This window comes from Candidatus Sphingomonas colombiensis, from assembly GCA_029202845.1.
GTDB classification, from domain to species: domain Bacteria; phylum Pseudomonadota; class Alphaproteobacteria; order Sphingomonadales; family Sphingomonadaceae; genus Sphingomonas; species Sphingomonas colombiensis.
Genome location: CP119315.1, coordinates 1,793,677 through 1,818,545, shown reverse-complemented (window position 1 = coordinate 1,818,545; position 24,869 = coordinate 1,793,677). Strand labels below are relative to the sequence as shown.

Below are 24,869 nucleotides of genomic sequence, written 5' to 3'. Positions count from 1 at the left end.
GGCCTAAGGGATATTGTCAGGTTGCCTTCCAAAATACAATTAGCAATCTAAATAATTCGTCGCATCAGGATCACAGCAGCTCGTAAACGTCATATTCCACCGCCCCGCCAACCGAGGCCCCAATGCCCACGGTGACGATATCGTTGAGCCATTGATAATCGGGATGCCCGGTTTCGAAGATCGGCGCGGTGCGGAAATAGACCTCGGCATGATCTTCCGCCGTTTTCGGGCCGCCGCGCCGGATAAGCGCGCGCACCTTGTCCAGCGGGCGCAGCACGCCGCGATAGGAGACATAGATCAACGCACCATCATGCGTTTCGAGCGTGACCCGCGCGTCCAGCCGCAACACGCCGCGATCGTCGATCGTCGCCCAATCCCCACCGCCCGGCACGACCCGGCCGGAAAGGCGATCGCCCTTCACGAGCCCGCCCGTCAGTGCCGCGATCATCCGCGTGCCGAAATGACCGTGGCCAACCATCTGCTGAGGTTCCGAAAACTCCGCGCGATAGGAACAGAGATGCGCAAAACGCGGCTCGAGCATCGGGATGTTACGGGTCACGCACGCCTCTCCTGCCTGTTCGGCTCGGCGGAAGAGCGGCGTTCCCGTTCCGCGACTTTGCGTCGCGTTATGGATACGACCGCAAAAACCATTGGCCGACCGAGTTTGCTTCGAATACTAACTACCTTTGCCGCAACCGATCCGTCAAGCGCGGGCAACCGCGTTGCTACCGTGCGGCCGCTCTCCTACAGGCAGCGGGGCGACGCACGGCGAGGGGGTGACGGACCGATCATGACGGCGGAACAGGATTGTCTCGAAGTACCAGCCGCGCCCGGCGGTGGCGACGGGCCGCCCCCGATGCTGATGATGAATCTAGTGCGCGCGGTCTATTGGTATGATGAAGCCTTGCAGGCCGCGCTGCGCCGCGCCGGCTGGCCGCCCGTTACGCGCATGCAATCCATGTTGTTCGCCAATATCGCCAACGGGGTGACGCGACCGGCGCGGCTCGCCCACAATCTGGGCATGACCCGCCAGTCGATGGGCCAGATGATAGACGAACTGGTGCGGCGCAAGATTCTGCTCGTCACGCCCGATCCGACCGATGGCCGCGCGAGCATCGTGCGGTTCAGTCCCGAAGGGCGCGCACTGACCAGCGCGGCGCGCGCAACGATGCGCGCAATCGAACGCGAACTTGCCGAACGGCTCGGGCCGGCGGCGGCTGAACAACTCGCCACTCTGCTGGCGCGCGACTGGGGGGCGCCGCCGGATGTAACCGCGCCGCCCAATGAACCCACCACGACCGACATTCGCTGACGGCACGCCGTCACCTACTGACAAGGAGAGAATCATATGAGCATCGGAATCGACAAGACGCTGGAGATCGCCGATCGCGTCGAGCATTTTGTGCGCGAGGTGGTCGTGCCCTACGAGCAGGATCCGCGCCGCGATCATCACGATTGCCCGACCGACGAGCTGGTCATGGAAATGCGCGAAAAGGCGCGCGCGGCCGGCGTGCTCACCCCGCACATCCTGTCCGACGGCAGCCATTTGTCTCAGCGCGAAACAGCCATCGTGCTGGAACGCACCGGCCTGTCACCGCTCGGCCCCCTCGCCTGCAACACTGGCGCCCCGGATGAGGGCAATATGTATCTGCTCGGCAAGGTCGGCAGCCCGGAGATCAAGGAACGCTTTCTGAAGCAACTCGTCGAGGGTCGCTCGCGCTCCGCCTTCTTCATGACCGAGCCGGCGGCGGAGGGCGGCGCGGGCTCCGATCCCTCAATGATGCTCACCACCTGCCGCCCCGATGGCAACCATTGGGTGATCGACGGACGCAAGGCGTTCATCACGGGGGCAGCCGGCGCGAAGGTCGGCATCATCATGGCCAAGGCCGACGAGGGCGCGTGCATGTTCCTCGTCGACCTGCCCGATCCCGCGATCACGATCGAGCGCGTGCCCAACACGATCGACAGCTCGATGCCCGGCGGCCATGCGACGATCCGCATCAACCAGCTCCGCGTCCCCGCCGATCAGATGCTCGGGCAAGCCGGCGAGGGCTTCAAATACGCCCAGATCCGCCTTTCGCCGGCGCGCCTGTCGCATTGCATGCGCTGGTATGGCGCGTGCGTCCGCGCGAACGAGATCGCCACCAATTACGCCTGCCGCCGCCAGGCGTTCGGCAAGGCGCTGGTCGATCACGAGGGCGTCGGCTTCATGCTGGCGGAGAATTTGATCGACCTGAAGCAGGCCGAATTGATGATCGACTGGTGCGCCGGCGTCCTCGATACGGGCGCGCTCGGCACGGCGGAAAGCTCGATGGCGAAGGTCGCGGTGTCGGAAGCGCTGATGCGTATCGCCGATCGCTGCGTGCAGGTGATGGGTGGCAGCGGCGTGACCAGCGACACGATCGTCGAGCAGGTGTTCCGCGAAGTCCGCGCCTTCCGCATCTACGACGGCCCGACCGAGGTCCACAAATGGAGCCTCGCCAAGAAGGTGAAGCGCGACTGGAAGGTCGCGCACGGCGGCTGATCCGCGCCGCTTAGCTCAGATCAATTGCAGGTCGCGCGGCTTCGCGTTGGGGAACAGGCTGTTGAGCCGATCCGTCCCCAGCCCGTATTGCCGCGCGACGATCCCGCCGATCAGCGCGCGATAGTCGGTCAGCACGGGCAGATCGCGCGCCTGATTGAGCGTCGCGGGTGATAGCGCGACCTGCTCGCCCGCCAGCCGGCCGCCCGATACGCCGCCGCCGAGCACCCAATAGATGCTGCCATGGCCGTGATCGGTGCCGCGATCGCCATTCTCGCGGAAGGTGCGACCGAATTCGGACACGACCACCACGGTCGTGCTGCGCCATGCATCCGGCCCGATCGCCTCGACGAAGCCGGCCAGCCCGCGCCCCAGTTCACCGATGCGATCGGCGAGATAACCCGTCGCGCCGCCCTGATTGACGTGGGTATCCCACCCGCCGACATCGACGAAGGCGAGGTTGAACTGATCGCGCATCAGCGTGCCGATGCGGCTGGCCGACAGCGCGAAGCCCTTGGCGCTCACCGCCCCCCGGCTCGCCGCCTTCATCTCCTCATCGAGCGTGCGGTACACCGTGTCGCGGACCGCGAATCCCTCCGCCACCGAACGGGAGAGCGCGGCATGCGGGGCATACATGCCCTCGATCAGCTTCGCCTGACGCTGGTCGATCGGCTTGCCGACATTGGCGAGCGCGAGATTGGGCACCGGCGATGCCCCGCCCCGGAAACACAGCGGCAATTGATCGGTGAAGGCGATCGGCTTGTCGCCCCGCCCCAGCATGCCGGCCAGCCGCGCCATGAAGCCCGATCCATAATCGCGATGGCCGCCGATCGGTTGCCCCAGCTCGATCGTATCCTGCGTCTCGAAATGGCTGCGGGTCATATCGTCGGTGCCGGCGAAGGGCACGAAGGCGATCTGACGCTGCTGCCATAGCGGCAGGATGCTGTCTTTGAGCGCGGCGTGCAGGCTCCAATCCGCATCGAGCGGCAGCGGTGCCTTGGGGTCGTTCGGATCAGGCTTGCCCAGCGCGATCGTCGGGCGCGCCTGATGGTAGAAATCGCTGGCCGTTGGCGCGATCACGTTGGTCGCGTCATAAGCGCCGCGCAGGAACACCACGAGCAGCCGGCTCCCAGCCTGCGGCGCGGCGAAGGCGCGCCCGGCGATCACCAGCGGGAGCGTGGCGGCGGCCCCCTTTAACAGATCGCGGCGGTGGACGTGCGGCAACATGGCAGCCTCCTCAGGCGCTAGCGGTGCATGAATTCGGGCGAGGAGAGGAACAGGCCGTTCCATTCCTGCGGCGTATTGGCCTGCGCGAGCGCGGCTCGCGTCGGCTGGGCGAGCGTATCCTGCAGGCCGTTGAAATAGAGCGCGTTCTGTAGCTGCGGGAAGGCGGGCAGATCGGCATTGGCATCGGGCGCGCGGAACAGGCCATAGGCACCACCGCCAATCTGCCGCGCGATATCGAAGCGCGTCGCCATCTGGCCAGGGCCCGACCAGGCGGCCGATTGGAGGTCATAACCGTCCGGTGTCTCGTGATTGTAGAGCCCCTGCCCCATGCGGTTGAGCCAGTTGATCATCGGCTGCGCATTGAGGATCACGCGATCCCCATAAGTGAGCCGCACCGCCGAGATCGCATAATGGATCGGGTCCTTGAAGGTCTTCCCCAGCGACGCGGCGAATTCCGGCGAGCGGATCATCACGCGCATCACCTGCGCGATATCGCCGTGGGTGCGCTGGAATGTCTGCGCCATGCGATCGATCAGCGCGGGCGGCGGGGCATCGCCCATGAAATAGGTCGCGATCCGCGCCGAGACATGATGAGCCGTCGCGGGCGCAGCCGCGATCAGATCAAGTGCCTGCTCCACCTCCGCATAGCCCGAACCACGGATCGTATGGCCGAGGAAATGCTTCTCGCCGAAATCGTGGCGCGCGGGGTTGAACTCGAACAGCCCGGCACGGAGGTAAAGCGGCTGGAGTTGCGGGCGCAGGCGTGGCGCATCCGGCTTCAGATCCACCCCCACGCCGGTCAGAATACGCGCAAGTTCCTGCACATCCTGCTGGCTGTAACCCGCGCCCACGCCCATCGTGTGCAATTCCATGATCTCGCGCGCGTAATTCTCGTTGATCTTGCCCGCCGCGTTCTGATCGTTGTCGAGATAGCGCAGCATCGCGGGATGACGCAGCGTCGCTTCGAGCAGCTCGCGAAAATGCCCGAGCGTGTGGCCACGGATCGTGTCCTCATAATCGCCGACCATCGCGCGGATATCGCGCTTCTGCGCCTGCACGTTGAAATGGTTGAACCAGAACCACGTCATCTGTTCGCGCAACTGATCGGGCGCGTAGAGATCGCGCAGGATCGAGCGCGTGCGTGCTTCGGTCGCCAGCGCGGTCATGCTTTTTTGATAAGCCTCGCGCGCCGCCTTCTTCTGATCGGGATCGGTCAGCGCATTCGCATCACGCTGCATCGCCTGTTGTTCGACGACGATCTGCGCCAGTGGCTCGCTACTGATCCGCATCTGCGCGATCTGCGCGGCGGCCTCGGGCGGGAGTGCTGCGGGCGGGCTATGGAGCTGCGCGTCGAGCCAGCGCTCGCTGCCCGGCCCATCCACGGCCGAGAGGTCGGCGGCGGTCGCGCCCCAGGTCAGCCGGTTGGCCCAGGCGATCCGATCAGCCGCCGGCGCCGCCTGAACCGGCATCGCGGCGCATAATATCGCCACACTCATGATCGAACGGGCAGGCCGCGAGAGTCCGAACCTCATCCCTTGCCTTTCGAGCAGGCGGCGCACGAATCCCGCCACATTGCCCGGCAAGTTGCGCCTGTCGGGCTGAACGCACTCTGACCCGCGCATGAAAAAACCGTCATTGAACCGGCGTTTACCACGATGCGGCGGGACGCCCGCGTTCAGCAGCCGCTCTTGTCGCCCGGTTTGCACTCGTGCCAGCCGCCACCGATCGCCTGCACCAGCGCGATCGCGGCGGTCTGCTGATCGACCACCGCCTGAATCTGCGTCTGCTCCGCGCTCAATGCCGCCGTCTGCGCGACCACGACCGAGGTGAAATCGACAGTGCCGGAACGATATTGATTGTTCGCGATCGCCGCCGCCTTGATCGCCGCCTCGCTCGCCGCCGCCCGGCTGCCCGTGACGTCGGCCAGCACGCGCGTAGCGGCGAGATTGTCCTCGACCTGCTGGAATGCGGTCAACACCGTCTGGCGGTAGGTTGCCACCGCCTGATCATATTGCGCGCGCGCTTGCAGCACCTGCCCGTGCCGCGCGCCGAAATCGAGCAGGGTCATCAATCCATTCAATCCGAACGACCACAGGCTGGTCGCGGCAGAGAACAATTGACCCACTGCACTGCCACTGGTTCCGGCGCTGCCCGATAGCGTGATATCGGGGAAATAGGCCGCGCGCTGAATGCCAATATTGGCGTTGGCCGCCGCCACGCGGCGCTCCGCCGCTGCTACATCCGGGCGTCGTTCCAGCAAGGTCGAGGGCAATACGCCCGGCACGTTGGGCACCGCGGGCTGCCACGCCGCCACCTCGATCGAGAAGGTCGACGGGTTCTCCCCCGCCAGCACCGCGATGGCGTGTTCCAGCAGCGCACGTTGCCGATCGAGATCCTGCCGCGTGGCGATCGCGTTCGATAACGTGGTCTGCGCCTGATAGACATCGGAGCGGGCGACCGTCCCCGCTTTGTACTTGTTGTTCGTGATGGTCAGCGAGCGCTGGTAGTCGGCGATCGTGCGATCGAGCAGCACGCGCTGCGCCTCTATCCCCCGCAACTGAATGTAATTGGTGGCCAGTTCGCCCTGCGCCGAAAGGGTGGCGTTGGCGAGATCGCCGGCGGTCGCCTGTTCGGTGGCCTTCGCCTGCGTCACCGCATTGCCGAGCTTGCCCCACAGATCGGGCTCCCAACTGCCCCCGATGCTGAGTGCGAAGCGCGAGCCCGACGTGGTAACGGTGGTGGTGCCCGTGCTTGCTCCTGTGCCCGTTCCGGTGCCGACACTGGTCGCCGTACCGCCCGCGAACGCACCCGAATGCTGCGCGCTGGCAGAACCGGTGATGGTGGGGAACAGCGCCGATCGCTGCACCATCACCAGCGCGCGCGCCGCCTGATAGGCCGCGCGGGCGGCGGCGACATTCTGGTTTGTGATCACCACCTTGCGCTCCAGCGCGTCGAGCGTGGGATCGTTGAACAGCGCCCACCATTCGCCACGCGCCACCGCGTCGTTCGGATTGGCCACGTCCCAGCCAGGCGCTTCCTTGAACGATGGCGGGATGGCGACCGTCGTCGGCGGACGATAGGCGGGCGCCATGCTGCATCCGGCGAGCAGCAGTGCGGCGGCGACGGACAGGACACGCTTCATGCGACGGCTCCGGGGGAAGAAAGCGGCAGATCGCCGTGACGCGCCAGCGCGCGCTCCTCCGCGCCATGGCGACGGCGGAAGCGATCGAGCGCGAGATAGACGACCGGGGTGGTCAACAGGGTGATGAGCTGGCTGGCGACGAGGCCGCCGAAGATCGCGATGCCGAGCGGCCGACGCAACTCCGCACCATCGCCGAAGCCGATCGCCAGCGGCAATGCGCCGAGCGCGGCGGCCATCGTCGTCATCATGATCGGGCGAAAACGCAGCAACGATGCCTCGCGCACCGCCTCGAGCGGGCTGAGGCCGCCGCCTCGCTCCGCCTCTAGCGCGAAATCGATGATCATGATCGCGTTCTTCTTCACGATCCCGATCAACAGGATGATGCCGATCAGCGCGATGACGTCGAACTGGCCGCCGGTAGCGATCAGCGCGATCATCGCGCCAACACCAGCCGAGGGGATGGTGGATAGCGCGGTCAGCGGGTGGATCGCGCTTTCGTAGAGAATACCCAGCACGATGTAGATCGCGAGAAGCGCGGCGAGGATCAGGATCGGCATCGATCCGGTCGATTGCGCGAACACCTTCGCCGTGCCGCCAAATTCGCCGTGAACGGTCGCGGGCAGCGCCAGGCCGGCCTGTACCTGCGCGATCGTCTGCGACGCCTGCCCGAGCGATACGCCGTTGGGCAGGTTGAACGACACGGTGGCGGAGGGTTCGCCGTCCGAATGGCTGACCGCCGCGTTGGTCGATGCGGTGGACCAGCTCGCGATCGCCGACAGTGGGGTCATGGTCTGCGCGGTCGTGCTGACCGCGCTCCCCGCCGCGACGGCGGAACCGCCCGCTCCCGTTCCGCTGGTGCTGCCGCTCGGCGCATTGTTTCCGGCACCGGTGCTTGCCGTCGTCGTCGCGCTTTTGGTTGGCGCCGTCACGCCGTTCGTAACGGCGTTCGGCGGCGAACTGAGCGGAAGATAGATGTTCGACAGCGACGAGGGGGAGCCGTTGAACTGGCGCGCCGCCTCCATCACCACATGATATTGGTTTAGGCCGGAATAGATGTTCGCCACCTGCCGCTGGCCGAATGCGTCATACAGCGTCGCGTCGATCGCCTGCATCGTCACGCCGAGCCGCGCGGCGGCATCGCGATCGACCTCTACAAAGGCGTTGGCGCCGGCATCCTGTTGATCGATGTCCACGTCCGTCAACGTTTCAGGATGCTTTTTAAGCGCATCGACCAGCTTTTGCCCGGCGGCTTTCAGCACATCCGGATCGTCCGCCTTCAACACATATTGATAGGTGCTGTTGGTCTGCCGCCCACCGACCTGCAGATCCTGCACCGGATTGAGGAACAGGCTCACCCCGCTGACCTTGGCGAGTTTCGGCCGAAGCCGCGCGATCACCTGTTGCACCGGCGGCCGCTGTGATCGCGGCTTCAGCGTCGCGAACATGAAGCCGCCGCCCGCGCGCGATCCGCCGGTGAACGCCACCACCGTCGCCACCGCCGGATCGGCGTCGACGATTTTGGTGATACGGGTGAGCTTTTCCTGCATATCGGTGAACGAGATGCTCTGATCCGCGCGCAGACCGCCGATCAGGCCGCCGGTATCCTGTTGCGGAAAGAAGCCCTTTGGCGCCACCCCGATCAGGAAGATGTTGAGCGCCACCGTTCCCGCAAGCAGCAGCAGCACCGCGCCACGGTTCGCCAGCGCCCAATCCAGCGCGCTTGTGTAGCGCGCCTGCGCCCAATCGAACGCTCGCCCTGCCGCACGCATCACGCGGCCCTCGCTCTCCTCGTTACGCAACACGCGGGAGGCCAGCATCGGCGTGGTGGTGAGCGAAATGACCAGGCTAATCAGCACCGCAATCGACATGGTAAGGGCGAATTCACGGAACAATCGCCCCACGATCCCGCCCATGAAGATCAGCGGCACGAACACAGCGATCAGGCTGAGCGAGATCGACAGCACGGTGAACCCCACCTCACGCGCGCCGTTAAGCGCGGCGTCCAGCGGCTTCATCCCCGCCTCGACATGGCGGCTGATATTTTCCACCACCACGATCGCGTCATCGACGACGAAGCCGGTCGCAACGGTCAGCGCCATCAGCGAGAGGTTGTCGAGGCTGAAACCCGCGAGATACATCACCGCGATCGTGCCGAGCAGCGACGCGATCACCGCCGCCGCCGGGATCAGCGTCGCGCGCCAGCTGCGGAGGAACAGGCTGACCACCAGCACCACGAGCAACGTCGCGATCAGCAACGTCACCTCCACCTCGCGCAATGACGCGCGGATGGTGAGCGTGCGATCGCTTGCGACATCGAGGTGGATATCGGGGGGAACCTCCGCCCGCAATGCGGGTAACTGCGCCTTCAGCGAATCCACCACCTGCACGATATTGGCACCGGGCTGGCGGCTGATGATCACCGGGACCGCGCTTTTTCCGTTGAACAGCCCCATGGTGCGAATGTCTTCCGGACCGTCCACCACATTGGCGATGTCCGACAGGCGTACCGCCGCATTATTGCGCCATGCGATCACCGTGTTGCGATAATCGGCGGCATGCAGCCCAGGCTGATTGGAATAGATCTGCCAGCTGTAGCCGCGCGCATCGAGCACACCGCGCGGCCGGTTCGCGCTTTCGGATTGCAGCGCGGTGCGCACATCCTCCAGCGCAATGCCATATTGCGACAGCGCCAGCGGGTTGACCTCGACCCGCACGGACGGGAGCGCCGCGCCGCCCAGCTCGACATTGCCGACACCCTGCACCTGCAACAATTTCTGCTGCACGACGGTGGAGACTGTATCGTAGATTTCCGACGGGCTGCGTGTCGGCGAGGTGAGCGCGAGGATCAGCACCGGCGCCTCGGCCGGATTGGCCTTGCGGTAACTCGGATTGGTCTTGAGCGTGGCCGGCAGATCGGCGCGCGATGCGTTGATCGCCGCCTGCACGTCGCGCGCGGCACCGTCGATATCGCGCGACAGATCGAATTGCAGCACGATCGACGATGAGCCTACGCCCGAACGCGAGGTCATTTCCGATACGCCCGCGATCGTGCCGAGATGGCGCTCCAGCGGCGCGGCGACGCTCGACGCCATTGTCGACGGGCTGGCACCCGGCAGGTTCGCCTGTACCATGATCGTCGGGAAATCGACCGCTGGCAGCGGCGCCACCGGCAGCATGAAAAACGCGCCCACCCCCGCCAGCATCAAGCCGATCGTCAGCAGGATCGTGCCCACCGGCCGCCGGATGAAGGGCGACGAAATGTTCACGCCGGCGTCGCCTCACCGGACGGATGGCGGCGGCGGCGCACGGACCAGCCGCGCTCGCGCCATTCCTCCAGCCCCAGGAAGATGACCGGCGTGGTGAACAGCGTCAGCACCTGGCTGAAGATCAGGCCGCCCGCGATGGCGATGCCAAGCGGCTGACGCAGTTCATGCCCCATGCCCCCGCCGAAAATCAGCGGCAGCGCGGCGAACAATGCGGCGAAGGTGGTCATCATGATCGGTCGGAAGCGCAACAGCGCCGCCTGCCGGATCGCGTGCGGCGCATCCGCCCCTTCCTCTCGCATCGCGTCCAGCGCGAAGTCGATCATCATGATCGCGTTCTTCTTCACGATGCCGATCAGCAGGACGATGCCGATGATGCCGATCACCCCCAGCCCCGATCCGGTGAGCCACAGACCGAGCAGCGCGCCGATGCCCGCCGACGGCAGCGTGGACAGAATCGTGACCGGATGGACGAAGCTCTCATAGAGAACGCCCAGCACGATATAGACCACGACGATCGCCGCCAGGATCAGCCACAATTCGTTCGCTAGCGACGATTTGAATGCGCTCGCCGCACCGGTGAAATTGGTGGTGAGCGCGGATGGCATCGCGATCTGCTGCTCGGCGCGCTCGATCGCGCTGACCGCGCTGCCCAGCGACACGCCCGGCGCGAGATCGAAGCCGATCGTCGCTGACGGGAATTGCGCCTCCCGCGCGACCACAAGGGGGGCCGCCTCGGTACGGATCGTCGCGACGGCGGAGAGCGGCACGCTGGTCCCGCCGGACAACGGAATCCGCAGATCGCCCAGCGCCTGTGGATCGGTGACGCTACCCGGCATGGCCTCCAGGATCACGCGATTCTGGCTGGATTGGGTATAGATGGTCGAAACGATGCGCTGGCCGAACGCATCATAAAGCGCATTGTCGATCGCCAGCGCGCTCAACCCGAGCCGCCCGGCGGTGTCGCGGTTGATGTCCACCACCACCGATCGCCCGTCCGCCAGCACATCGGTCGTCACGTTGCGCAGATGCCGGTCTTTCTTGAGCACCTCCGTGAGCTTCGCGCCCCATTCCTCCACCTGCGTCTGGTCCGCGCCCTGCAATGAGAAGCGATAGGCGTTCACCCCAGTGGAGGTGTCGATCGTCAGATCCTGTACCGGGCGGAAATAGACCCGCATCCCGGCGATATCGCCTACCGCCTTTTCCAGCCCGGCGAGCACTTCATTGAGGTCTCCGCGCTCGCCATCGGGCTTGAGGTTCACGATCATGCGCCCCTGCGACAGGGTTGCGTTCTGCCCATCGACACCGATCGCCGAACTGAGGCTGGCGACCGCGGGATCCGCAAGCAGCGCCTGCGCCACCTTTTGTTGAAGGCCGGCCATGCGGGCATAGCCGATATCCTGCGCCGCGCTGGTCGTCACGGCGATCTGGCCAGTATCCTGTTCCGGGAATAGGTTCTTGGGGATGACGTAAAACAATATGCCAGTAACGACGAGGGTGGCCGCGAATACCAGCATCGTCAGCGTGCGGCGCAGCATCACCCAGTCCAGCGCGCTGGCATAACGATGCGAGACCCGGTCGAACCAGTCGCGCGTCATTTGCGAAATGCGGTGCTGCCGCTCGTCATGCTCCGCCCGCAGCCAGCGCGCGGACAGCATCGGCACCAATGTCAGCGCCACCACCGCCGAGAGCAGGATCGTCACCGCCAGCGTCACCGCGAATTCGCGGAACAGCCGTCCGACGACATCGCCCATGAACAGCAACGGGATCAGCACCGCAATTAGGCTGACCGTCAGCGAGATGATCGTGAAGCCGATCTCGCTCGCGCCCTTAAGCGCCGCCTCGAACGGGCGCATCCCGGCCTCGATATGGCGGGAGATGTTCTCCAGCACGACGATCGCATCGTCGACCACGAATCCCGACGCGATCGTCAGCGACATCAGGGTTAGGTTGTTGATCGAGAAGCCGAGAAAATACATCGCGGCAAACGCGCCGACCAGCGACAGCGGCACCGAAATGCTGGCGATCACCGTCGCGCGGAGCGAGCCGAGAAACAGGAAGATCACCAGCGTCACCAGCAGCACGGCGAGCACCAGTTCGATCTTCACGTCCGAAACCGATGCGCGAATGCCCGTGGTGCGATCGGTGAGCAGCGTGACATGGACGTCGGCGGGAAGCTGCGCCTCCAGATCGGGCAGCGCGGCCTTGATCGCATCCACCGTGCCGATCACGTTCGCGCCGGGCTGGCGCTGCACGTCGATCACCACGGCGGGCGCGCCGTTCATCCATGAACCGAGCCGCACATTCTCGGTCGCCTCGACGACATTGGCGACATCCGACATGCGCACCGGCGCGCCATTGGCGAAGGCGATGACGAGATTGCGATAGCTGGCGACATCGGCAAGCTGATCGTTGGCGTCGATCGTCCAGCTCTTGGTCGGACCGTCGAAACTGCCCTTGGCGGCGTTGGCGTTGGCGTTGCCGATCGCAGTACGCACCGTTTCCAGCGACAGGCCGCGCGCGGCGAGCGCCGCGACATTGGCCTGAATACGCACCGCCGGACGTTGGCCGCCCGACATGGAGACGAGGCCGACTCCCGAAACCTGCGATATCTTGTTCGAGAATTGCCGCTCGACGATCCCCTGCACCTCGCCCAGCGGGCGAGTGTCGGAGGTGACGCCCAGTGTCAGGATCGGCGCGTCGGCAGGATTGACCTTGGCATAGATCGGCGGCGCGGGAAGATCGGCCGGCAGCAGCGTGTTCGCCGCGTTGATCGCCGCCTGCACCTCCTGCTCCGCCACGTCGAGCGACAGATCGAGCCGGAATTGCAGCGTGATCACCGATGCGCCGGAGGATGAGGCCGAGGTCATCCGCGTCAGCCCCGGCATCTGCCCGAACTGTCGTTCCAGCGGCGACGTGACGGTTAGCGCCATCACATCCGGGCTGGCACCGGGATAGAGCGTGGAAACCTGAATCGTCGGGTAATCGACCTCCGGCAGAGCGGAGAGCGGCAGCGAACGATAAGCAACGAGCCCGGCGAGCAGGATCGCGACCATCAGCAGCGTCGTCGCCACCGGGCGCAGGATGAACGCGCGCGATGGGCCGCCGGGGGTGGACGGCGGCGATGGCGCGTCAGGCGCGGCGGTGTCGGTCATCCGGCCTGATTACCCTGTGCACGGTGATGCTTGCCCTGTCCCTTCTGGCCGCCCTTTCCGCCTGCTCCACCCGCGCCGGGGCCACCCTTGTCACCGGGCAGGCGTACAGTGGATCCGTCCTCCAGCCCGTCGGCGCCCTCGATCACCACCGTTGCGCCGGCCTGCAAGCCGGAAAGGATGGCGACCTGCCCGTTGGTGCTCGGCCCGATCTTCACCGGGGCGAGCTTCACCGTGCGATCCTTTTGCAGGATGAACACGAAATCGCCGGGCGCGCCGTGCCGAACCGCACTGACCGGGACCGTGACGACATTGTGCAGCGTATTCACCAGCATGGAGATGTTGACGAACTGGCTGGGGAACAGCGTGTTGCCGCCGTTATCGAAGCGCGCCTTCGCCTTCACCGTGCCTGTGGTGGTATCGACCTGATTGTCGAAGGTCAGGAAACGTCCTGCCGCGATCTGGCTGTTATCGTCCTGATTGCTCGCCTGCACCGGCAACCCCGCGCCGCTGCCAGCCGCATGGCCGATCGTTGAAAGCTGCGCCTGCGGCAATGAGAAGGCCACATCGATCGGATCGAGCTGCGTCACCACAACGATGCCGTTGGTATCCGAAGGCGTCAGATAATTGCCGATATCGACCTGCCGGATGCCGGCACGCCCAGTGGTGGGGGCCTTGATCGCGGTATAGTTCAGGTTCAATTGTGCGGTGCCGATCGCGGCGCGATCCGCCGCCACGGTGCCGATCAGCTGATTGACGGTAGCGCGCTGGGTATCGACCTGCTGGCTGGCGATCGAATCCTGCTTGAGCAATGTCTGGTAGCGGTTGAGATCCACCTGCGCGGCGGCGAGCTGCGCCTCATCGCGCGCGAGATTGGCTTTCGCCTGCGCCAGCGCGAGTTGATATGGACGGGGATCGATCTGCGCGAGCACCTGCCCCTCGCGCACCATCTGCCCCTCCTTGAAAAACAGTTTGAACAAGGTGCCGGCGAGCTGGGTGCGCACCGTGGCGGTGACGATCGGCTGGACGGTGCCGAGCGCCGTCACGCTAACCGGCATATCAGCCAGCGTAGCCTTGCCGACGGAAACCGCCGCTGGCGGGCGCCGATTGTTGCGATCCCCACCGCTTTTCGAGATGCGGTAGGCGCCGAACGCGATCAGCGCGAGAACCGCGACGATGATGACAACGATCTTCCACGATCGGCGGCGCGGCGGCGTTTCATCGGCCGCTGCGGCAGGAGGGAGGGGCTGATCGTGATCGTCGGTCATGCGCTTCCTTCATCCTATGCTTCGATCGCGATCTAGGTGTCGCACAAACACCTGCGGTCATTCTTTTGTGCCGTCGCCTTTCGTGATCCTTACGACGACCCCGTTCCGTCAAGTCGCAATTCGTCGATCACGTCGCGAAATGCTTGCGCGGTGGGGGAAAGCGCCGTGCCGTGGATCAACCACAGCCGGCTGGCGATCGGAGACATGAAACGGCGATAAATAACATTTTCGAGATGCAGCCGCTCCAGCGAGCGCGCAAGGATCGTAGCACCGAAACCGGCGGCAACAAGGCCCAGCAAGGTCGCGAAACTGCTCGCTTCATGCGCGATATCTGGCTCGAATCCGGCTTCGCGGCACAGGCTGAAGAAATGCTCGTTGAACCCGGCACCGAGCGGCGGTGCGTAAAGCACCAGCGGCACCCCTGCGAGATCGGCGATCGTCGGGTCCGCCGGCTGCTCCGCGAGCCAATGCCCGGCGCGGATCGCCACCACCATATCCTCCTCGATGATGCAGCGCGCGACGATATCCGGCGGCAGGACGGGCGGTTCGGCGCCGCGCACCAGCGCGATATCCAGGCCGCCGCGGCGCAGTTCTTCCATCTGCTCCTCACGCCCCAGTTCCCGCAGCGTCAGCTCAACGTCGCGATGGCTTTCCCGAAAACGATAAAGCGCGGAGGCGATGAGCGGCACGAACGGACCGGAAGAGGTGAAGCCGACTCGCAGCCGGCCCAATTCACCGCGCCGCGCCAGCCGAACGGTTTCGATCGCGCGCTCGGCCTGCAACAGCGTCTGCCGCGCCTCGGGCACGAACAACTCCCCCGCCTCGGTCAACCGCACCCGCCTGCTGGTGCGATCGAACAGGCGCACGCCCAGTTCATCCTCCAGCGCGCGGATCTGCTGGCTGAGCGGCGGCTGCGAGATGCCAAGCCGCTGGGCCGCGCGGCCAAAATGCATTTCCTCCGCCACGCACAGGAAATAGCGCAAATGACGAAGATCCATCGATCAAGTCCTCTAACCTATCAATCGAACCGTATTATATATTAGACGCGACCCGACCAAGGGCGCATTGGCGCGCTCCGGCAGTGGGCGCCGCTTGGCCGCACATTGCCTGAACGAATAGAACGTGCCTCTTGACCGGGCGGGAAGGCACGACGATTCGCCAGAATACCTTGGAGAGGCCTTTCAGCCCGCCGGCATCATGCCGACGCGGCGTAATTGAGGGTAATGGATGATCGGAATCGTCAGGATCGCGCTTACCCGGCCGCTGACCTTCATCGTCATGGCCATCCTGATCGCGATTATCGGCACCATGGCCGCAGTGCGTACTCCGGTGGATATCTTTCCCAATATCCGCATCCCGGTTATCGCAGTCGCGTGGACCTATGCCGGGCTGCCGCCGGAGGACATGTCCAGCCGCGTCATCACCCCCTACGAGCGCGTGCTGACCACCACGGTCAACGATATCGACCACATCGAAAGCCAGTCGTTGCAGGGCATCGGCGTCGTGAAGATCTTCTTCCAGCCGGGCGTCGACATCCGCACCGCGACGGCGCAGGTCACCTCGGTCTCGCAGACGATGCTGCGACAGCTTCCGCCCGGCACCAACCCGCCGCTGATCCTGAACTACAGCGCCTCCACGGTGCCGATCATCCAGCTCGCGCTGTCGGGCAAGGGGCTGTCCGAGCAGCAATCTGTTCGATATCGGCCAGAACCAGATCCGCCCGCAGCTCGTCACCGTGCCGGGCTCGCCATGCCCTATCCGTCGGGCGGCAAGCAGCGCCAGGTGCAGATCGATCTCGATCCGCGTGCGCTGCAGGCCAAGGGGCTTTCGGCGCAGGACGTCGGCAACGCGGTCGCCGCGCAGAACCAGATCAACCCGGCCGGCTTCGTCGAAGATCGGCCCGACGCAATACAGCGTCCGGCTCAACAACGCGCCGAGCTCGATCGAGGCGCTGAACGACCTTCCGGTGAAGGTGGTCAACGGCGCGACAATCTATATGCGCGACGTGGCGCATCGTGCGCGACGGCAACGGCCCGCAGACCAACGTCGTCCACGTCGAGCGGCAATCGCTCGGTGCTGCTCACGTGCTGAAGAACGGCGCCACCTCCACGCTGGCGATCGTCGACGGCGCGAAGAACGCATTGCCGCGCATCGCCGCAACGACTGCCGGACACGCTGAAGATTCTGCCGATCGGCGACCAGTCGCTGTTCGTGACAGCGTCGGTCAAAGGCGTGGTCCATGAAGGCGCGATCGCCGGCGGCGCTGACCAGCGTGATGATCCTGCTGTTCCTCGGCTCATGGCGCTCGACCGTGATCATCGCCATCTCGATCCCGCTGGCGATCCTGGCGGCGATCGCGGCTCTGGCCGCGTTCGGGCAGACGCTCAACGTGATGACGCTCGGCGGGCTCGCGCTCGCGGTGGGCATCCTCGTCGACGATGCGACCGTCACGATCGAGAACATCAATTGGCATCTCGAACAGGGCAAGGGCGTAACGGAGGCGATCCTCGATGGCGCCGCGCAGATCGTGACGCCCGCCTTCGTTTCGCTGCTCTGCATCTGCATCGTGTTCGTGCCGATGTTCTTCCTGCCCGGGATCGCCGGTTTCCTGTTCGTGCCGATGGCATTGTCGGTGGTGTTCGCCATGATCGCGTCGTTCGTCCTGTCGCGCACGCTGGTGCCGACGATGGCGATGTATCCTGCTGAAGCCGCACAGATGGCGAGGACGAGCATCCGCGGGGACCGCGGATCGCGCAACCCGCTGGTCCGCTTCCAGCGCGGTTCGAGCGCGATTCGAGAAACCGCGCGGGCTATGGCGGCATGCTGGAACGTGCGCTGGGCGCGCGCAAGCCGTTCCTGATCGGCTTCCTCGCGGTGGTGCTGCTTTCGTTCGGGCTGGTGCCGTTCCTGGGCAGCAACTTCTTCCCGCAGCGTCGATTCCGGCGCAATCCTGATGCATGTCCGCGCGCCGGTGGGCACCAGGATCGAGGATACCGCCGCACGCTTCGAGCGTATCAGCCGCACGGTGCGCGAAATCGTGCCGGCGAGCGAACTGGCGTCGATCACCGACAATATCGGCCTGCCCGTCAGCTCGATCAACACGATCTACAACAACAGCGGCACGATCGGCCCGCAGGACGGCGACATCATGATCTCGCTGAAGGAGGGGCATCGCCCCACCGACGAGATCGTCGCGACGCTGCGTCGCGAGCTGCCGCGCCGCTTCCCCGGCACGACCTTCTCGTTCCTGCCCGCCGACATCACCAGCCAGATCCTGAATTTCGGCGCGCCGGCCCCGATCGACGTGCAGATTTCCGGGCAAGGATCAGGCCGCCAACCGCGTCTATGCCGCGAAGCTGCTGGCGAAAATGGCGGCGATCCCCGGCCTCGCCGATGCGCGCATCCAGCAGCCCGGCCGCTCGCCGCAGCTCGATGTGGACGTCAACCGCTCGCGCGTCAGCCAATATGGCCTCAACGAGCGCGATGTGACCAACAGCCTGTGGCACTCGCTTGCCGGCACCGCGCAGATCGGCGCCGGTGTTCTTCGTCGAATCCCGTCAACGGCGTTTCCTATCCGGTTATCGCGCAAACCCCGGAATATCGGTCGGCTCGATGAGCGAGTCTGAGCAACGTGCCGATATCGGGCGCGGCGGGCAGCGCGATCCAGCCGCTTGGCGGCCTGGCCGAAATCACGCCGCTCCAATACGTGCCGGTCGTCTCGCATTACAATATCCAGCCGGTCATCGAGTTCTATGCCGACGACCAGGGCCGCGATCTCGGCGCGGTCGGCGGGACGATGCAGCACGCGATCGATTCACTGAAACAAGGATCTGCCGAAGGGCTCCACCGTCACGTCCTGCGCGGCAGTATGCCACCATGAACACCGCCTTCTCGGGCCTACGCTGCGGGCTCGCTGGGGCCGATCGTGCTGATCTACCTGCTGATCGTCGTGAATTTCCAGAGCTGGCTCGATCCGTTCGTGATCATCACCGCGCTCCCCGCCGCGCTCGCCGGGATCGTATGGATGCTGTTCACCACCGGCACCACATTGTCCGTACCCGCGCTGACCGGGGCGATCATGTGCATGGGCGTGGCGACCGCCAATCGATCCGTGCTGGTGATCGCTTCGCGCGCGAGCGCTCGCGGAGCTTGGGGATGCGACAAAGGCGGCGCTGGAAGCCGGCATGGTTCGTTTCCGCCCGGTGCTGATGACCGCGCTGGCCATGATCATCGGCATGGCCCCGATGGCGCTGGGGCTGGGTGACGGCGGCGAACAGAACGCGCCGCTCGGTCGCGCCGTGATCGGCGGCCTGATCTGCGCAACGATCGCCACCTTGTTCTTCGTTCCCACCGTTTTCGCGCTCGCCCATCGCAAGCGCGATTCCGCCGCCGCGCGGCAACCCACCGTCGAGATGCACCCCGCCCATGGCTGACGTATCCGTTATGAACCACCCGAACGCCGATCGTGACGCGCTTGACGATCTCCGGCCGCGAACCCCGGTCGCCGCCGAGGCCCCCGGCCCCAGCCCGCGCACGTTGAAGCGTGTCGGGATCGCCGCCGGGATCGTGGCACTGGCCATCGCCGGCGCAGGGATCGCGACCCGGATCACCGCTACCGGCGATCTGAAACAGGTCGCAACCGAGGCCGCGACGCCGACCGTGGCGGTGGTGCGGCCGACCAGCGCATCGGCCAGCGACGCGCTGGTGCTGCCGGGCAATGTGCAGGCGCTGAACAGCGCTGCGATCTACGCGCGGACCAACGGCTATGTCCGGCGCTGGCTGGCGGACATCGGCGATCATGTGCGTACCGGCCAGCCGCTCGCCATCCTCGACGCGCCGGAGGTGGATCAGCAGCTTGCACAGGCCAGCGCCGATTATCAGACTGCGCTCGCCAACCAGAAGCTCGCCGCCACTACCGCCCAGCGCTGGAGCACGATGCTGGCAAAGGATGCGGTATCGCGGCAGGAAACCGACGAAAAGGCCGGCGATCTCGCCGCCAAGTCAGCACTTGCCAATGCCGCGCTCGCCAATGTGCGGCGGCTGCGCGCGTTGCAGGGCTTCACGCGTCTCTACGCCCCGTTCAACGGCGTGGTGACGAGCCGCTCTGCGCAGATCGGCCAGCTCGTCGTCGCCGGCAATGCCGCGTCGCAACCATTGTTCACCGTATCCGACGCCAGCCGGGTGCGCGTGTTCGTCCGCGTGCCGCAGGGTGCTTCGGCCGACGTCCATCCGGGCATGACCGCGACGCTGTCGCTCCCCGAATATCCGCAACGCACCTTCCCCGCGACGATGACGCGCAGCGCGCAAGCCGTCGATGCGCAATCCGGCGCGGTGCTGGTGGAGCTTCAGGCCGCCAATCCGGATGGCGCGCTGAAACCCGGCGCGTTCGCGCAGGTGACGTTCAAGGTCGGCGCGGGCTCTGGCAATGCCCTGAGCCTCGCCGGCAGCACGATCATCTACGCCAACGATGGCCCGAGCGTGGCGGTGGTGGACGGCAATGGCCGCGTGACGGTCAAGCGCGTCACCATCGCGCGCGATGAAGGCAAGACGGTCACCATCTCACAAGGTGTGGCGATGAACGATCGCGTGATTGACAGCCCACCCGATGCGATCCGCACCGGCGATCACGTGCGCGTACAGAGCGCGTCGAAGAGCGCCGCCAATGCGGAATAAGGCGGCGCGCGCGCGGATGATCGCGCTGTCGCTGCTGCCGCTCGCCGGTTGCTCGATGGCGCCCGCTTACCGGCCACCGGCGATCGCGACGCCAGCGGCGTATAAGGAGATTCCGGGCTGGACGGCGGCGACTCCGCTCGATGCCGCGCCGCGCGGCGATTGGTGGGCCGCCTTCAACGATCCCACGCTCGACGATCTCGAAAAACGCGCGCAACAGGCGAGCCCCACGCTCGCCGCCGCACTGGCGCGTTATGACGCGGCACGCGCAGCCGCACGGGTGAGCCAGGCCGATCTGTTCCCGCAGATCGATGCCGGCGCACAGGCGGGCCGCCAGCGACTATCCGCCAACCGCCCGCTCGGCGGCGGAGTGGCGCAGACCTACAATAATTACGTCGTCGGCGCTTCGCTCGATTATGAGATCGATCTGTGGGGCCGCGTCCGCAACAGCGTGACGGCGGCGCGCGCCGACGCGCAGGCCAGCGCCGGCGACCTGACCTCCGCGCAGCTCAGCCTGCAAGCGGCGGTGGCGGACGCATATGCGCGGCTGCGCGGGCTGGATACCGAGGCAGACCTGCTGCGCCGCTCGGTCGATGCCTTCACCCGCGCATATGATCTCACCGCGACGCGGCATGACGGCGGCATCGCCTCCGGCGTCGACGTCAATCGTGCGCGCACCATATTGGCCAATGCCCGCGCCCAGATTTCCGCCGTCGCCAACCAACGCGCGGCGACCGAGCATGAGATTGCGGCGCTGGTCGGCGCGGTTGCATCCGATTTCGCGATCGCGCCCCGCATCCTTCAGCCGGGAACGCTCGCACTGCCCGGCACCGCGCCATCCACATTGCTCCAGCGCCGCCCCGATATCGCGGCGGCGGAGCGGCGGATGTATGCCACAAACGCACGCATCGGCGTGGCGCGCGCGGCTTTCTTTCCGTCGCTCTCGCTCGGTCTGGCGGGCGGGTGGCAGACGACCGGCGGATCGCTGCTGACCACGCCGAACAGCTTCTGGGGGCTCGGGCCGCTCGCCGCGGCGCTGTCGCTGTTCGATGGCGGGCGGCGCAGCGCTCAGGTCCATGTATCGCGCGCGCAATATGACGAAGCGGCGGCGGACTATCGGGAAACCGTGCTCGGCGCGTTCCGGCAGGTGGAGGATGCGCTCGCCGCCACGCGCCACCTCGCGACACAGGCGGTCGAGCAGCGCGATGCCGCCACTGCGGCGACGCGTACCAGCGATCTGGCGCTCACCCGCTACCATGACGGCGCGGCGGATTATCTGGAAGTGGTTACCGCGCAGACCGAAGCGCTCGATTCCGAACGCGCGCTGATCGCGGTCGAGACCAGCCGGATGCGCGCAAGCATCGCGCTGGTAAAGGCACTAGGCGGCACACCGACCGCCTGATGGGATGGGGAAGGCGCGGCCGCGCCCTCCCCTGATCGCCCGTTCAGCTCAGAGCGGGGCGCCGCCCATCTTATAGGTCAATTGCAGGTAGAAGCTCCGGCCCACCCCGTCGAACCACGAAATGTCGTAATAGGGATAAGAGGCATAGGTCCGGTCGAAGATCGGCGCCTGATCGAACAGATTGTTGATCGCGCCCGTTACGCGGAATCGCTCGGTGATGTCGTATTTGGCGGTCAGATTGAAGATGTAGCTCGCCTTGATATAGCCATCCTGATCGTAATTCGGCAGCTTGCCGAGCCGCTGGCCGGTGAGCGTCGTGGAGAAACGATCCAGGCTCCATGTCAGGCTGGCCGTGCCCTTTTCGCGCGGGATATCGTAATTGCTGTCATAGCGCAGCTTGTTGACGATCGGATCGCCCGGATATTGCCGGATCGTGTGATTGAAGACGTAGGTATAGCCCGCCGACAGGGCGAACTCGCCGATCGCGGCGGTCGGCAACCTCATATGCGCCGCCACGTCGATGCCGTCGGTGGTTTCCTCCGCGACGTTGATCGGATTGATGTGGACGCCTTGAATCTGCCCCTGCAACGCACCGCTGGAATAGCGCTGCACGCGCCCGATCGCGTCGACGCAGGTGGGCGTCGCGGGATCGGCGCCACCACCGGCCCGGCATGCCGATTCGGCGCGGAGCAGGCTGTCGATATTGATATCGAGCACCTGATTTTTCATCTTCACGCGGAAATAATCGACCGACACGTCGAAGCGATGTGACGGCTGCCATACCACGCCACCGTTGAACGAGGTGGAGGTTTCGGGCCGCAACTGCCGGTTGCCGGTCTTGTAGGCGATAATCCCCTCGTCGGCGAAGCTGCAATCGCCGATCGGCGTCCCCGGCTCCTCGGTGCGGCACAGATAGTAATCGGTGCCCGAGGGGTGCGTGTTGCCCGGCCCACGGAAGACATAATTCAGGTCCGGCGCGCGGAACCCGGTGCCATAGGCGCTGCGCAGCAACAGGCGCGACGTCGGCCGCAGCTCACCGCCGACGTTGTAGGTGAACCGGCCGTAGCCGGTGCCGTCCGAGTGATAACGGTCATAGCGGCCGGCAGCGCTGACGTTCAGGAACGACAGAACGGGCACGCGGAATTCAACGCCCGCACCCCAATGGCGGCGCGTCCCCTCTCCGTCAGAATCAACCAGTCCGACGTAATATTGCGTCAGCGCTAACGGATCCGGGTGCAGGTTGAAGCCCTGATTGCCGGCCTCCAGCACCGCCGCGAAGCCAACCGGCCCGGCCGGCAGGTTGAACAGCTGCGTCGTGTTCACCGTAGCGGAGAAATTGTTCACCCCACGATTTCGGCCGATAAACCGCATCGGCAGTGATCGAACGATATTGGGCCGGGGTCAGTGGCGTGTAGAGCTTGGCCGGATCGGCGTTGAAGATCGGATAGCCGCTATCTTCGTCCACCCCCTGTTGCGGGCCGAGATAGAAAGCATTGGCCTTGTCGATCACGACGCGCGGGAACCACATTTTCGAACGATATTCGGCGTGGTTAAACGACACTTCGTAACGCCATTTGTCGTCCGCGCCGAACGTGCCCTTGATCCCCGGCGTGATATTGAAGGCAAGCGAGTTATTGCGCGTGAAGCCGGGGCCAAAGCCGCCCATCTCCTCCGGAGTGAACTGCCGCGTCCAGTTATCGAGCTTCGCGCCGCTATACGTCGCATCCGGCGAGAGATTGGGGTTGAAGAAGGTGCCTTCCTCATTCCCGTCCGGCGCGACATAATACCAGCTCAGCACATCGCGAAACAGCTTGAGCTTGGAATAGCTGAACTGGATGTCCGCGAACAATTCCGTTTTGTCGCCAAGCGAATAGCCGAGCGAGCTATAGGCGTTGAGCGACTTCCGCTCGGAAATCATCGTGCCATAGGCGACCGATTTGTTGCTGCCGCAGAAATAGCCGGGGCCGTCAATCGTATCGTAATTGCGGCGCGACGCGTAATAGGTCGATCCCATGTTGAGCGAAGAAAGCTTGTCGCAGGTCGACTGACCCGGATTGATATAGCCGCCATATTCGTCGGTGCGCAGGAAGGTGCGGCGCGCCAGCGGTGTGGCCGTGGTGGGGTTGTCCGCGGTCGAATCCTGCCGTGACCGCTGATATTGCCAGAGCGGGCGCTGATTGAGCAACTCGACGCCGAGCACGCCATGGAACGCGCCGGTATCCCAGCCGGTCACGCCGGTCAGGCGATAGGAGGCGCCGCCGCCGTGCTGCGTGTCGCCGTAGCGGAAATCGAGCAGGGTGCCGTCGATCTTCTTCTTGAGCTGGAAATTGATGACACCGGCGACCGCATCCGATCCATAGATCGCCGAGGCGCTGCCGCTCAACACTTCGACGCGCTCGATCAGCCCGACCGGAATGTTCGAAATATCGGTGAAGTTGCTGTTGCCCTGAAACGGCAGCGGGAAATCGGCAACGCGGCGGCCGTTGACGAGCACAAGGGTATGGTTCGGCCCAAGACCGCGCAGATCGACCTGCTGCGCACCGGGGGTGAAGGAAGCGCCGGACGCGCTCTGCTGCCCCTGCGTATCGCCACCGTTCTGGGTCAATGAACGCAGCACGTCGGGCACGCTCTGAAAGCCTGCCCTCGCGATGTCATCGGCGGTGACCATCGTAACGGGTGCCGGCCCCTCCTGCTGCACGCGCGGAATGCGCGAACCGAGAACGACGACATCGCCGTCCGGCGCGGAAGCGTCGGCCGATGTTTGTGCCAAAGCCGCGGTGGCGGCGCTCAACAGGCTCGCACCGCCCAACGCGACAGCGGCGAATTTCGACAGACGCATTTTATTCCCCCCGAGCTTTTGCCCATTGACATAGTGAAACGCCTATGTCGCAATTTGGGATATCAAAATTTCATATTGCGACAAATATTAGACATTTTGCGTCGGAGATTAATTCAAAATGGGGAGAATACAACAATTTTTCATGAGCTTGTTCGCGCTTGCCAGTATGATGGCGCCAGTCGCGGCGAATGCAGATCCTTCCGCCGGCTATAAATATTATTCGATCGGCAATACCGCGGCCTCTCTCCACGCGAGAACGAGCCCCGGGCTTATGCTGCTCGGTGGCGGAGACTGGAGCAAGGACGCCTTCCGCTGGTTCTTCGCGAAAGCCGGGCAGCGGGCATATCGTGGTGCTGCGCGCGTCCGGCGCCGGGGACGCCGGAGA

General features: G+C 65.1%; 20 protein-coding genes. 10 read left to right on the top strand and 10 right to left on the bottom strand.

The genetic code is table 11. The features are described 5' to 3' along the window. Positions 1-70: 70 nt before the first annotated feature. Complete coding sequence (locus tag P0Y64_08605) at positions 71-559, bottom strand: DUF3237 domain-containing protein (GenBank protein ID WEK44816.1); 489 nt, start codon at positions 557-559, stop codon at positions 71-73. A gap of 231 nt (positions 560-790) precedes the next feature. Between P0Y64_08605 and P0Y64_08600 the strand changes: the two genes are divergently transcribed. Together P0Y64_08600 and P0Y64_08595 are read left to right on the top strand one after the other, a co-directional pair. Next, positions 791-1,312 carry a MarR family winged helix-turn-helix transcriptional regulator gene (locus tag P0Y64_08600; protein ID WEK44815.1) on the top strand — a complete coding sequence of 174 codons (522 nt, stop codon included), beginning with the start codon at positions 791-793 and terminating at the stop codon, positions 1,310-1,312. Positions 1,313-1,348: 36 nt separating this feature from the next. Then, positions 1,349-2,524 carry an acyl-CoA dehydrogenase family protein gene (locus P0Y64_08595; GenBank protein WEK44814.1) on the top strand — a complete coding sequence of 392 codons (1,176 nt, stop codon included), beginning with the start codon at positions 1,349-1,351 and terminating at the stop codon, positions 2,522-2,524. Positions 2,525-2,539: 15 nt separating this feature from the next. Here the strand turns inward: P0Y64_08595 and P0Y64_08590 are convergent, their stop codons facing one another. The 7 genes from P0Y64_08590 to P0Y64_08560 all read right to left on the bottom strand — a co-directional run bounded on the left by P0Y64_08590 (position 2,540) and on the right by P0Y64_08560 (position 15,571). Further along, positions 2,540-3,748, bottom strand: a complete 1,209-nt coding sequence (locus P0Y64_08590) for a DUF1501 domain-containing protein (GenBank protein WEK44813.1) — start codon at positions 3,746-3,748, stop codon at positions 2,540-2,542. Between the two features lie 17 nt (positions 3,749-3,765). Beyond that, positions 3,766-5,217: a DUF1800 domain-containing protein gene (locus P0Y64_08585; GenBank protein ID WEK44812.1), complete on the bottom strand. Its 1,452-nt coding sequence runs from the start codon at positions 5,215-5,217 to the stop codon at positions 3,766-3,768. Between the two features lie 206 nt (positions 5,218-5,423). Beyond that, entirely contained in the window at positions 5,424-6,890 is a 1,467-nt protein-coding gene (locus P0Y64_08580; protein ID WEK44811.1) for an efflux transporter outer membrane subunit, read from the bottom strand. Continuing rightward, positions 6,887-10,156, bottom strand: a complete 3,270-nt coding sequence (locus P0Y64_08575; protein ID WEK44810.1) for an efflux RND transporter permease subunit — start codon at positions 10,154-10,156, stop codon at positions 6,887-6,889. Before P0Y64_08575 ends, P0Y64_08580 begins: the two co-directional genes overlap by 4 nt. Next, positions 10,153-13,308 carry an efflux RND transporter permease subunit gene (locus P0Y64_08570; GenBank protein ID WEK44809.1) on the bottom strand — a complete coding sequence of 1,052 codons (3,156 nt, stop codon included), beginning with the start codon at positions 13,306-13,308 and terminating at the stop codon, positions 10,153-10,155. The genes P0Y64_08575 and P0Y64_08570 overlap by 4 nt, the downstream gene beginning before the upstream one ends. Next, entirely contained in the window at positions 13,305-14,573 is a 1,269-nt protein-coding gene (locus P0Y64_08565; GenBank protein ID WEK44808.1) for an efflux RND transporter periplasmic adaptor subunit, read from the bottom strand. The genes P0Y64_08570 and P0Y64_08565 overlap by 4 nt, the downstream gene beginning before the upstream one ends. An 89-nt stretch (positions 14,574-14,662) precedes the next feature. After that, entirely contained in the window at positions 14,663-15,571 is a 909-nt protein-coding gene (locus tag P0Y64_08560; GenBank protein WEK44807.1) for a LysR substrate-binding domain-containing protein, read from the bottom strand. Positions 15,572-15,800: 229 nt separating this feature from the next. Between P0Y64_08560 and P0Y64_08555 the strand changes: the two genes are divergently transcribed. From P0Y64_08555 to P0Y64_08520, 8 genes are all read left to right on the top strand, one after another. Continuing rightward, positions 15,801-16,664: an efflux RND transporter permease subunit gene (locus P0Y64_08555; GenBank protein WEK44806.1), complete on the top strand. Its 864-nt coding sequence runs from the start codon at positions 15,801-15,803 to the stop codon at positions 16,662-16,664. A 148-nt stretch (positions 16,665-16,812) separates the two neighbouring features. After that, a complete protein-coding gene (locus tag P0Y64_08550) occupies positions 16,813-17,433 on the top strand; it encodes an efflux RND transporter permease subunit (GenBank protein ID WEK44805.1) in 621 nt (206 codons plus the stop codon). Between the two features lie 93 nt (positions 17,434-17,526). Continuing rightward, positions 17,527-18,189 carry a hypothetical protein gene (locus P0Y64_08545; protein WEK44804.1) on the top strand — a complete coding sequence of 221 codons (663 nt, stop codon included), beginning with the start codon at positions 17,527-17,529 and terminating at the stop codon, positions 18,187-18,189. 15 nt (positions 18,190-18,204) lie between these two features. Next, positions 18,205-18,453: a hypothetical protein gene (locus tag P0Y64_08540; GenBank protein WEK44803.1), complete on the top strand. Its 249-nt coding sequence runs from the start codon at positions 18,205-18,207 to the stop codon at positions 18,451-18,453. Between the two features lie 99 nt (positions 18,454-18,552). Then, complete coding sequence (locus tag P0Y64_08535; protein ID WEK45016.1) at positions 18,553-18,837, top strand: hypothetical protein; 285 nt, start codon at positions 18,553-18,555, stop codon at positions 18,835-18,837. Next, complete coding sequence (locus tag P0Y64_08530; protein ID WEK44802.1) at positions 18,758-19,006, top strand: efflux RND transporter permease subunit; 249 nt, start codon at positions 18,758-18,760, stop codon at positions 19,004-19,006. Before P0Y64_08535 ends, P0Y64_08530 begins: the two co-directional genes overlap by 80 nt. Further along, positions 18,999-20,246 carry an efflux RND transporter periplasmic adaptor subunit gene (locus P0Y64_08525; protein ID WEK44801.1) on the top strand — a complete coding sequence of 416 codons (1,248 nt, stop codon included), beginning with the start codon at positions 18,999-19,001 and terminating at the stop codon, positions 20,244-20,246. The genes P0Y64_08530 and P0Y64_08525 overlap by 8 nt, the downstream gene beginning before the upstream one ends. Beyond that, entirely contained in the window at positions 20,236-21,645 is a 1,410-nt protein-coding gene (locus tag P0Y64_08520) for an efflux transporter outer membrane subunit (GenBank protein WEK44800.1), read from the top strand. Before P0Y64_08525 ends, P0Y64_08520 begins: the two co-directional genes overlap by 11 nt. A 48-nt stretch (positions 21,646-21,693) precedes the next feature. Here the strand turns inward: P0Y64_08520 and P0Y64_08515 are convergent, their stop codons facing one another. Both P0Y64_08515 and P0Y64_08510 read right to left on the bottom strand, forming a co-directional pair. Further along, a complete protein-coding gene (locus tag P0Y64_08515; GenBank protein ID WEK45015.1) occupies positions 21,694-22,944 on the bottom strand; it encodes a TonB-dependent receptor in 1,251 nt (416 codons plus the stop codon). Further along, entirely contained in the window at positions 22,835-24,484 is a 1,650-nt protein-coding gene (locus P0Y64_08510; protein WEK44799.1) for a TonB-dependent receptor plug domain-containing protein, read from the bottom strand. Before P0Y64_08510 ends, P0Y64_08515 begins: the two co-directional genes overlap by 110 nt. Between the last annotated feature and the right edge of the window lie 385 nt (positions 24,485-24,869).